This window comes from Sphingopyxis sp. Root1497 (assembly GCF_001427085.1).
Classification (GTDB): Bacteria; Pseudomonadota; Alphaproteobacteria; order Sphingomonadales; family Sphingomonadaceae; genus Sphingopyxis.
In genome coordinates this window covers 1,542,349-1,552,619 of record NZ_LMGF01000005.1, presented here as the reverse complement: position 1 = coordinate 1,552,619, position 10,271 = coordinate 1,542,349, and the positions used below count along the sequence as shown (strand labels likewise).

The window sequence follows — 10,271 nt, the reverse complement described above, 5'->3', positions numbered from 1 at the left end:
GTGGAGGGGCAGCGACGTCGCGCCATTGCCCCTCCGTCAGCGCTACGCGCTGCCACCTCCCCATCGCTTCGCGACAGGGAGGATTTGACGTTACGCCACCGCTCGCGGTGCGGGCGCCGTCGTCGGCCATCCCTGATCGGGCCACAGTCCGCGCGTGTCATAAACGATCTTGCCGCTGCGCTCCTCGAGCGGGACCGATTTGAACACATCATGGTCGACGAGCACGATCATGACGTCACAGTCCGCCAGCGCATCGTCGAGTTCGACGAGTTCGGCGCCGCTGCCGGCGAATTCCATCGGCAGACCCTTGGCAAAGGGTTCGACGATCTGGATGCGCTGGCCGAACTGGCGCGCGAGCGCTGCCGCGACCTCGACCGCCGGGCTTTCGCGGAAATCGTCGATATTGGGTTTGAAAGCGAGACCGAGCACGCCGACCTTGGCGTCGGGATGGCTGGCGACCAGCGCCGCCGTCGCGGCGATGACATGCGCGGTCTTCGACAGATTAACCTCGCGCGCGGTGCGGATCAGCCGGCTTTCCTTGGGCGCGCCATGGACGAGGAACCACGGATCGACGGCGATGCAATGACCGCCGACGCCGGGTCCGGGCTGCAGGATGTTGACGCGCGGGTGGCGGTTGGCGAGGCGGATCACGTCCCACACATCGACCCCCATCTTGTCGGCGATCATCGACAATTCATTGGCGAAGGCGATGTTGACGTCGCGGTAGCTGTTCTCGACCAGCTTGACCATTTCGGCGGCGCGCGCGGTGGTGGTGACGCAGGCGCCGCGCACGAACTGGCGGTAAAAGGTCATCGCGCGGCGGGCGCAGCGCGGGGTGATGCCGCCGATGCAGCGGTCGTTGTCGACCAGCTCGATCAGGATGCGGCCGGGCAGCACACGCTCGGGGCAATAGGCGACGAAGATGTCGGGGGTGCCGGTGCAGCGCCCCGGAACCTTGAGGTCGGGACGCTCGGCGGCGAGCAGTTCGGCGACCTGTTCGGTCGTGCCCACCGGCGAGGTCGATTCGAGGATCACGAGATTGCCCGGTTGCAGCACCTTGGCGATGCCGCGCGCGGCATCGAGGACATAAGAAATGTCGGGGCGATGCTCTTCGTCGTGCGGGGTCGGCACGGCGATGACGAACGTATCGGCGGCGACCATGGTGGTCGAGGCGACGAGCGCGCCGCGCGACACGACGCCCTGGACGAGGCCGTCGAGATCGACTTCCTCGATATGGACCTTGCCGTTGTTGACGGTCTCGACGACATGCGCGCTGACGTCGATGCCGGTGACCTTGCAGCCCGAGCGCGCGATCAGCGCGGCGGTCGGCAGGCCGATATAGCCGAGGCCGACGACGGTGACTTTCTGTTCGATATCAACGGGCACGCGCGACAATCTCCGCAATCTGGGTGCCAGCCGTGCCGTCGCCGAAAGGATTGTGGGCGCGCGCCATGGCGGCATAGGCTTCTTCATCGTCCAAAAGGCTGAAAATTTCGGAAACGATGCGGTCCTTGTTCGTACCTACGAGCCGCGCGGTGCCGGCTTCGATACCTTCGGGCCGCTCGGTCGTCTCGCGCATCACCAGCACCGGCTTGCCGAGCGAGGGCGCTTCTTCCTGCACCCCGCCGCTGTCGGTCAGCACCAGTTCGCTTGACGCGAGCAGGCGGACGAAATGCGGATAATCGAGCGGATCGATCAGTGCGACATTGCCGAGGGCACCAAGCATCGGCTCCATCGCCGCACGCACATGCGGATTGGGATGGACCGGAAAGATCACCGCGACGTCGGGACGTGCCGCGATCGCGGCGATGGCATCGGCGATCGCCTTCATGCCGTCGCCGAAATTCTCGCGCCGGTGCGACGTGACCGCGACGATGCGCTTGCCCGCGAACCGCGCGAGCAAGGGATCGAGCCCCGCCGCCAGCGACGGCTCCTCGTCGATCCGCGCCTTCGTCGCCAGCAAGGCGTCGATCACGGTATTGCCGGTGATATGGATACTCGCCGCCAGCACATTCTCCGCCCGCAGCGCCGCCGCCGCAGTTTCGGTCGGGGCGAAATGCAGGTCGGCGACCGCGCCGGTGACCTTGCGATTCACCTCCTCGGGCCAGGGGTGATAGATGTTGCCGCTGCGCAGGCCGGCCTCGACATGGCCGACGGGAATCTTACGGAAATAGGCCGACAGCGTCGCCGCCATCGTCGTCAGCGTGTCGCCATGGACGAGGATGCGGTCGGGCTTCTCGGCGTCGAACGTCTCGCCCAAACCGACGACCAGCCGCGCCAGCAGCCCGTCGAGCGTCTGGTTCGCCTGCATGACGTCAAGGTCGATGTCGGGCGTGATCCGGGCGATTTCGAGCACCTGGTCGAGCATCTCGCGATGCTGCGCGGTGACGCAGACACGGACTTCGAGCCCCGACTGGCGCCGCAAAGCGTGCACCACAGGGAACATCTTGATCGCTTCGGGACGCGTCCCGAACACCGTCATCACCTTCATTTTTCGCTCTTGCCTCGGCTGTTCATGGCGCTGTCCCTAATTGATTTTGGTTGTTATCCGCTTAACTTCGTGGCGAAACTCGTCAGGGTGTGATCCTTGTCATTGCGATGATCGCCGGTAAATGCCTGAAGCCATGCATCCCGATCGCGGTTCGTGCGTTGCTACGGCGCTGCGGCATAGGCCGACGATTTGGGGTAGGGCGTCAGTTTCAATCGGTAAGACCATGTTAAAAAGACTTTTCAGCCGCAAAGCGGCCCCCGAACCCGTAGCCGAAGACTGGCCGCAGGTGCCGTCCGGCACGCGCGTCTATGCCATCGGCGACGTCCATGGCCGGCTCGACCTGCTCGACGCGCTGCTCGCGCGGATCGCCGACGAAAGTGCGCGCGATCGGGCGGATACCGTCCATCTCGTGATGCTGGGCGACCTCATCGATCGCGGCCCGCAATCGGCACAGGTCGTCGAACGGCTGTTGACCATGCCTTCGGGCATCGACGAGATGCACCTGCTGATGGGCAATCACGAAGAAGCGCTGCTCGAAATTCTCGATGGCGCGCATTCGCAGCTCCCCGGCTGGATCCGCTATGGCGGCGAGCAGGCGCTGCAGAGCTACGGACTTGAAGACTCGACAATTTTCGGCGATAGAGAGGCATTGGTCGCCAAAATCCATGCCGGCATACCGGCTTCGCATGTTCGTTTGTTCCGCTCGATGGTGGATTATGTGCAGATTGGCGACTATCTCTTTGTTCATGCAGGGATTTTCCCCGGGCGCCCGCTCGACCAGCAACAGGTCCACGACCTGCGCTGGATCCGCGAGCAGTTTCTCGATGACGACCGGGATCATGGCGTGATGGTCGTTCACGGCCACACGATCACCGCCGACGTCGATTGCCGCGCGAACCGTATCGGCATCGATACCGGTGCCTATCGCAGCGGCATGCTCACCGCGCTCGTCCTCGAAGGGCGGGCGCAGCGCTTCCTCAAGACCGGGGAGAGCGTGGCGGCATGATATTGGGGCGAATTTGGGGGGTGGTCGAGGAGCATATCCTCGCGATGCTCGAAACGCTGGTCGCGCTCGGCCGCAGCGAGAAGCGCGCGATCCTGATCGTCGCCGACGCGCTGCTTTGCGTCGCCGCGGTTCTGGTCGCTTTCTCGCTTCGTCTCGGCCGCTGGGAAATCTTCGATCGCGAGGTCGGGCTGGCGGCGGTCATCGCGCTGTCGAGCTGGCTGCCGATCTTCCTGATGCGCGGCACTTACAGTTCGATCCTGCGCTTCTCGGGCGGGCGTACCATGGTCGGGCTCGGCTATTCGGTCCTGCTCTATTCGATCCCGCTCATCGTCATTTTCGGGATCATCGGGATGACCGGCATCCCGCGGACCCTGGCGTTCATTCAGCCTTTGCTGTTCCTGCTGTTCCTCGCCACCGCGCGTATCATCGCGCGCTACGCTGTCGTCGACCTGCTCAAGCGCCGCGATATCCAGCAGCAGTCGGTCGTGCTCATCTATGGCGCGGGCGAGGCGGGGCAACAGCTTGCGATGGCGCTGCGCGGCGACCCGGGGATGCGGCTCGTCGGCTTCATCGACGACGACCGCAAGATCGAGGGCGAGATCATCGACGGCGTGCCCATCTATTCGCGCCCGAAACTGCCTTATCTGGTCGATAGCTTCGGCGTCACCGACGTGCTGCTCGCGCTGCCGCACGTCACCCGCTCGAAGCGGCGCCGGGTGATGAAATCGCTCGAAGACTGGCCGATCCGCGTCCGTATGCTGCCCAATATGCGGCAGATCATTGACGAACAGGTGTCGGTCAGCGACCTGCGCGACGTCCAGATCGAGGATCTGCTCGGCCGCGATCCGGTGCCGCCGAACCAGTTGCTGCTCGGCCGCACGATCGTCGGCAAGACGGTGATGGTCAGCGGCGCCGGCGGCTCGATCGGCAGCGAACTCTGCCGCCAGATCGTGACGATGCGCCCCGACCGGCTGATCCTCGTCGAATCGTCCGAATATGGCCTTTATGCGATCGGTCAGGAACTGCAGGCGGTGATCGCCGAATTGCCCGAAGGGCAGCAGCCCGAACTGGTCGAGGAACTGGGCAATGTCACCGATCAGCCCACCGTGCGGCGCCTGCTCGCGCGGTGGCGGCCCGACACGATATTCCACGCCGCCGCCTACAAGCATGTACCGCTGGTCGAGGCGAACCCGATCGCGGGCATCGGCAACAATGTGTGCGGCACCCTGTTCATGGCGAGCGAGGCCGACCGCGTCGGGGTCACGAACTTCGTGCTGATCAGCACCGACAAGGCGGTGCGCCCGACCAACGTCATGGGCGCCTCGAAACGCGTGTGCGAACTGGTGCTGCAGGGCCTCGCGGGCCGCGGCAGCAAGACCATCTTCGCGATGGTCCGCTTCGGCAATGTGCTGGGGTCGAGCGGCTCGGTCGTGCCGCTGTTTCGCGAGCAGATTCGGATCGGCGGACCGGTCACCGTCACCCACCGCGACGTCACGCGGTTCTTCATGACCATCCCCGAAGCCGCGCAGCTCGTTATCCAGGCCGGCGCGATGGCCAAGGGCGGTGAGGTGTTCGTGCTCGACATGGGCAAGCCGGTGCGGATCATCGAACTGGCGCGCACGATGATCAACCTGTCGGGGCTGACCGTGCGCGACGAGGACCATCCCGACGGCGACATCGAAATCGCCGAGGTCGGGCTGCGCCAGGGCGAAAAGCTCTACGAGGAACTGCTGATCGGCGACGATCCCAAGCCGACGAGCCACAGCCGCATCATGCAGGCGCGCGAGGCGATGCTCGAATGGGCCGACCTGTCGGCGAAGCTCGACCTGCTGCGCGACGCGATGGACCATGGCCGGGCCGAGGCATGCCTCGACATCCTGCACGACCTCGTCCCCGAATTTCGTCCGCCCGAAGAGGTCAATCAGGCGAGCGCCGATATTCAGGCACCGCTGGTCGGCTGACGCCCCACCGTACGCGCTGTTGCCCGCACCGCCCCGGTGCGATAGCGCGTGGCGTCCCTCCATGGAGTTTCACCTTTGCCGGCAAATTTCGACGCGCTCGACCAATATATCGACCGGCAGATCGAGGCCGTCGCGGGCTATTTCGGCCATGTCGAATGGGCGGCGATCGACGCGATCGGGCGCTGGCAGGTCGAGGCGGGGATCAAGGGCAATCTCGCCGAAATCGGCGTCCATCATGGCAAGCTCTACTTCATTCTCGCGCTGCTCCGCCAGGCCGGCGAACGCGCGCTCGCGATCGACCTGTTCAAGGATGACGGCCTGAACACCGGTATCCACGCCGGCCGCGACAAGGCCTTTTTCGACAATCGCGACAAACTCGGCATCGGCCTCGACGAGGAAGAAATCTGGACCGTCGACACGCTGACGCTGACGCCCGAAGCGTTGCACGCGCGTATCGGCGACGTCCGGCTGTTCAGCGTCGATGGCGGCCATGCCTATGCGAATGTCGTTCACGACATGCGCCTTGCCGAAGCTGTTCTGGCCGACGACGGCGTGATGATCATCCATGATTTTTTCGGCATCGGCTGGCCCGACGTATCGGTCGCCGCGATCCATATGCTCACCGAGATGAAAGATCGGCTGCAACCCTTTCTGATCACGCAATATAAACTATTCGTCGCGCGCCCGGCGGCGGTCGAGCGCTATCGCGCGATGCTTGCGGCCAACCCACGCCTCGCCACCGCGCAAATGTCCGACCGGGCGATGTTCGACAACCCGATCACCCTGCTCAACCTCGGACGGCGCGAATTGCTCGAGCGGCGGATCAAGCGCAAGCTGGGCTTCTATCCCAAAAAGCTGTGACCGCGCGTCAGCCGGCGAGGACTTCGGCGAGGCGCTCGGCGGGGCAGACGACATATTCGGAGAGCGAAAGGTCGCCATGGATGCCGATCGCCTCGATCGGCGCCAGTTCGAAACCGCCGCCGCGCCCTTCGTGGAGCACCCGCAGGATGCGATAGTCGAGTTCGGCGAAGCGCGCTTCGATGCGGGCCTGCCGCGCGATGCGATCGGTGCGGCCTTCGTCGTAGCAGGGCAGGATTTCCATCGAGATCAGCGGGCGATCGCGCGCGATGATCGGCGCGAGCGCGTCGATCACGTCGGCCTCGGCGCCCTCGACGTCGATCTTGACGAGGCCGACGGGTGCGGCGAGCAGATCGTCGGGCAGGTCCGATGCGCCGAGGATGGCGACGGTCTTGCGAAAGCTGATCGTCTCGCCGGGTCGGAACCCCTCGACGATCGACGCCGAGGAATCGCCGCTGCGGCCGTTGTAGAGTTCAAGTGTCACGATCCCGCTTCGCGCCCCCAGCCCGGCGGGCACGACGCGGCAATCGGGCCAGCCGTTGGCGGCAAGCAATTCCTCGACATAGTGGACGCACACCGGATTGGGTTCGAACCCGACATAGCGGCGGCCCGGATCGATCGCTTTCACTTTGATCAGCGTCTGGCCGAGATTTACTCCGACATGGACGAAGGCGCCGGTCGTCATGCCCATCAACCGGCGCAACAGCGCAAGCATCCACGGCTCGGTCAGTTCGGCCATCAGCCCCGCCGACACCGGCACCGCCACCTGGGCCCCTCCGACATGGGCGGAAACATTGCGGTTGAGCCGCGAAAATTGCCCGATCCGGCGCAGGACACGGTTCGCGAAGCGGCTGCTGGCGTTGATCTCCATGCGCATGTCATCGGGTCCTTCAGATCATGACGGCTTTCAGATGGGCGGCGATGCGCTCGGCATGGGCGCGATAGCTGTTGGCGAGCGCCAGTTCGACGCGTTTGCGCCAGCCCGTGTCGCGACCTTCGCGCACGGCGGCGATCGCCGCATCGAGCTTGGCGCCGATTTCTCCGGGCGCCTCGCGCGGCGCCATGAAGATGCCAGGGGCACCGGCCTGCGCTGCGATCGGGCTGCTGACCACCTCACCGCCGAGCGCGAAATATTCGAGCAATTTGTGCGAATTGACCCCGCGATTGCGGTCGCGGGCATAGTCGTAGAGCAGAAGCCAGACATCGACATCCTCGGCCGCCGCGATCAGCGCGTCGCCGGTCAGCAACCCCGCCAGCTCGACATTCGGCCGCTGCGCCAGCGTGTCGGCCCAGGCATGGCTTTCGGGGGTGCCGCCCTGGACGGGGCCGATGAAGCGGAAGAGGCAGTCGGGCCGTTCGGCGACGAGGCGGGCGAAGCGCTCGCGATCCATCGCCGGCTGCGCGAGGTTTCCGATGAAACCGACGGTGACCGGAGCATCCGCATCGCGTCTCCGCGGCGCGGCGAGGCGGCGCTGTGCGGCGCGCGCGAACAGCGGCGAGAGGCCGTGGCCGACGACATGCCGCGGCGCCTTCGAAGGCGCGATTTCGGCGATCAGCAACTCGTCGACGCCGAGAATCAGATCGGCATGCCGGTGCATCGTATCGCCGGGATCGAGCATGTCGACGACGTGCAGGATCGAAAAGGGTGCGGCAAAGGCGCGATGGTCTGCGAATTGCCGCGCATTGTCGAAATCCCACAACAGGTCGACCGGGCCGACGGCGCGGGCGATCGCCTTCGCCCGCCGCCGCGCGGCCCAGATGAACAGCCATTGCGCTCGATATTTTGTGCGCGAGGCGGGCATGCGCGGATGGTCGACGAGGGTGATACCGGGAACATCGCTCGGCGACAGGCGGATGGCGTCGCCGCCGTTCGGGGGATTGACGAAATAGACGGTGTGCCCCAGCGCCGCGAGTTCACGGGCATAGTGATGCTTCGACACCTGCAGCCCTGCCCAGGGTTGCGGCGAGATGAGCAGGATCCGCAGCGGCGGTGCCAGGAGGTCGAGCGTCGTCGCCATCAGCGCTTCAATCCGACGGTACGCAGGATCTTGCCGGCCGTGCCTATGACGCGAAAATAGAATTCGCGCTGCTTTCGGTCGGTGCCGTAAATCTCGTGCCGCTGGTTGGGCCGCACCAGCAGCTCTTCGAATTCGGCCTCGCTGAACCCCAGCTTCTTGCGAACATAGGCCTTGTCGCGCTCCTGCATCGCCGCGTCATAGGTCGGTTGTTGCAATTCGCGCAATGCTTCGTCGCGCGTCGCCTGACCCGACAGGATCAGGTTCGACAAATGCGCCTTGCGTTTGTCGACGCCGAATTTCCGCGGGAGGATGTAACCCTGGTAAAAACGGGTGAAGAGCGATTCATAATGTTTGCCGCCATAATCGACCCAGTCGAGTTCGCGGATCAGCAACTCCTTGGCCTTCGCCTTGTCGAAATCGACGAGGTCGAGCACGGCTTCGCTGTGGATGCCGCGCACCAGTTGATACCAGGCGCGCTGCCAGACCCCGAGCGCGGGGAGTTTCCTGAGCGGCTTCTCGCCGAATGTCCGGTGGATGCTCTTCAGGTTGACGAGGTCGAACTTCGCATAGTTCCACGACGGCGGCATCAGCCATTCGGTGGCGTGGTTGAGGCCCGAGAGAATGTATTTGAGGTTGTACTTCGCGGCGAGCCGGTAGAGCGCACCCGAGATCATGTGATCGGTCGGCACCTCGATATCGACGACCGACGCCTTGAAATAGGCGCGCTGCAGGTCGCGGAACTCGTCCCAGTCCATCACGAAGGTGTGGAGTTCGAAATCGAGCTTTTTGCAGATATTCTCGATATTGCGCACCGCGAGTTCGTTGTTCCAGCCATTGTCGAAGTGGACGATCAGCGGCCGCAGGCCCCATTGCTTCGCGAGCCAGGTGACATAGCTGCTGTCGACCCCGCCCGACAGGCCGATGACGCAGTCATAGGGCTTGCCCTTGCCGTCCGCGCGCACCGCCGCCAGCAGCGTGTCGAGCCGCGCCTGTTTGGCGGCTGCATCGGGCAGCGTCGCGGCGAAAGCCTGATATTCGTGCCAGTAGTTGCACACCCCGTCGGCGTCGAACCGGATGTCGGGATCGCTGCCGTCCATCACCGTTCGCGTGCAGACCTGCGCCGAGGTTGCGGGCAGGGGCGAAGTGGCCAGGGTCATGCATCGAGCTTTGCGAACAGCCGGTCGCGCAGATCGGCCTCGTCGGGATAGGAAATCAGCACCCCCTGTTTGGGCGCGCGATAGACGAACAGGCTCGATGCGGCGACCGCCGAAGCCCCACCGTCGCGGATCGCGGGCAGGAAATCGTCGAGCGCCGCGGCACCGCCGCACGCGACCACCGGGATGGCGACCGCCGCCGCGACCGCACTGACCGTCGGCAGGTCGAAGCCGGTCCATTTGCCGTCGCGGTCGATGCTGTAGACGATGAGCTCGCCGGCGCCCGCCGCCGCCATCGCCCGCGCCGCCGCGACCGGCGCCTGGCCGGTGCGCTGCTTGCCGCTGCGGGTCAGCACCTGCTCGCCGCCGATGAGCTTGCGACCATAGGGGAGCGACACCGCGACCGCCTGGCTGCCGAAACGTTCGGCGATCGCCGTCACCAGCCCCGGTTCGGCGAAGGCTTCGGTCGATAGCACGACCTTTTCGAGTCCCAGCGCGAACAGCCGCGCCGCGTCGTCGACGCTGCGGATGCCGCCGCCATAGCCCATCGGCAGAAAGGCCTCTTCGACGATGTCGCCGATCGCGTCGAAATTCGGGCCGCGGCCGTCGGTGCTGGCGTCGATGTCGAGCAGCAGGATTTCGTCGACCATCTTGGTGTTGAAGATGCGCACGGCGTTGATCGGGTCACCGATATAGGTGCGCTTGCCGAAGCCGACCGTCTTCACCAGCCGCGCATCGCGGTCGATGGTCAGCACGGGGATGACGCGAATACGGCGCATGGGG

The 10,271-nt window shown here is 65.0% G+C and carries 9 protein-coding genes; 3 read left to right on the top strand and 6 right to left on the bottom strand.

Annotated features, from left to right (window positions below; translation table 11 throughout):
- Positions 1 to 90: 90 nt before the first annotated feature.
- Complete coding sequence (gene wecC / locus ASD67_RS21835) at positions 91 to 1,386, bottom strand: UDP-N-acetyl-D-mannosamine dehydrogenase (protein ID WP_056351626.1); 1,296 nt, start codon at positions 1,384 to 1,386, stop codon at positions 91 to 93.
- Positions 1,376 to 2,491 (bottom strand): non-hydrolyzing UDP-N-acetylglucosamine 2-epimerase, encoded by a 1,116-nt coding sequence (wecB, locus tag ASD67_RS21830; protein WP_056351622.1) that lies wholly within the window; start codon positions 2,489 to 2,491, stop codon positions 1,376 to 1,378. The genes wecC and wecB overlap by 11 nt, the downstream gene beginning before the upstream one ends.
- 121 nt (positions 2,492 to 2,612) lie before the next feature.
- Between wecB and ASD67_RS21825 the strand changes: the two genes are divergently transcribed.
- From ASD67_RS21825 to ASD67_RS21815, 3 genes are all read left to right on the top strand, one after another.
- Positions 2,613 to 3,497 carry a metallophosphoesterase gene (locus ASD67_RS21825; protein ID WP_235535784.1) on the top strand — a complete coding sequence of 295 codons (885 nt, stop codon included), beginning with the start codon at positions 2,613 to 2,615 and terminating at the stop codon, positions 3,495 to 3,497.
- Positions 3,494 to 5,458: a polysaccharide biosynthesis protein gene (locus tag ASD67_RS21820; protein WP_082545246.1), complete on the top strand. Its 1,965-nt coding sequence runs from the start codon at positions 3,494 to 3,496 to the stop codon at positions 5,456 to 5,458. Before ASD67_RS21825 ends, ASD67_RS21820 begins: the two co-directional genes overlap by 4 nt.
- A gap of 75 nt (positions 5,459 to 5,533) precedes the next feature.
- Positions 5,534 to 6,319 carry a class I SAM-dependent methyltransferase gene (locus ASD67_RS21815; RefSeq protein WP_056351614.1) on the top strand — a complete coding sequence of 262 codons (786 nt, stop codon included), beginning with the start codon at positions 5,534 to 5,536 and terminating at the stop codon, positions 6,317 to 6,319.
- A 7-nt stretch (positions 6,320 to 6,326) separates the two neighbouring features.
- Here ASD67_RS21815 and ASD67_RS21810 read toward each other — a convergent pair whose 3' ends face one another.
- Genes ASD67_RS21810 through ASD67_RS21795 form a run of 4 tightly spaced genes read right to left on the bottom strand, consistent with a single transcriptional unit; the run spans position 6,327 to position 10,267 of the window.
- On the bottom strand, positions 6,327 to 7,193 hold the full coding sequence (locus tag ASD67_RS21810) for an FkbM family methyltransferase (RefSeq protein ID WP_056351612.1): 867 nt from the start codon (positions 7,191 to 7,193) through the stop codon (positions 6,327 to 6,329).
- A gap of 13 nt (positions 7,194 to 7,206) precedes the next feature.
- The gene (locus ASD67_RS21805; protein ID WP_056351609.1) at positions 7,207 to 8,334 is read right to left on the bottom strand and encodes a hypothetical protein; all 1,128 of its coding nucleotides are present in this window, start codon (positions 8,332 to 8,334) and stop codon (positions 7,207 to 7,209) included.
- Entirely contained in the window at positions 8,334 to 9,491 is a 1,158-nt protein-coding gene (locus tag ASD67_RS21800) for an N-acetyl sugar amidotransferase (RefSeq protein WP_082545244.1), read from the bottom strand. The genes ASD67_RS21805 and ASD67_RS21800 overlap by 1 nt, the downstream gene beginning before the upstream one ends.
- On the bottom strand, positions 9,488 to 10,267 hold the full coding sequence (locus ASD67_RS21795; RefSeq protein WP_056351606.1) for a HisA/HisF-related TIM barrel protein: 780 nt from the start codon (positions 10,265 to 10,267) through the stop codon (positions 9,488 to 9,490). The genes ASD67_RS21800 and ASD67_RS21795 overlap by 4 nt, the downstream gene beginning before the upstream one ends.
- Positions 10,268 to 10,271: the final 4 nt, after the last annotated feature.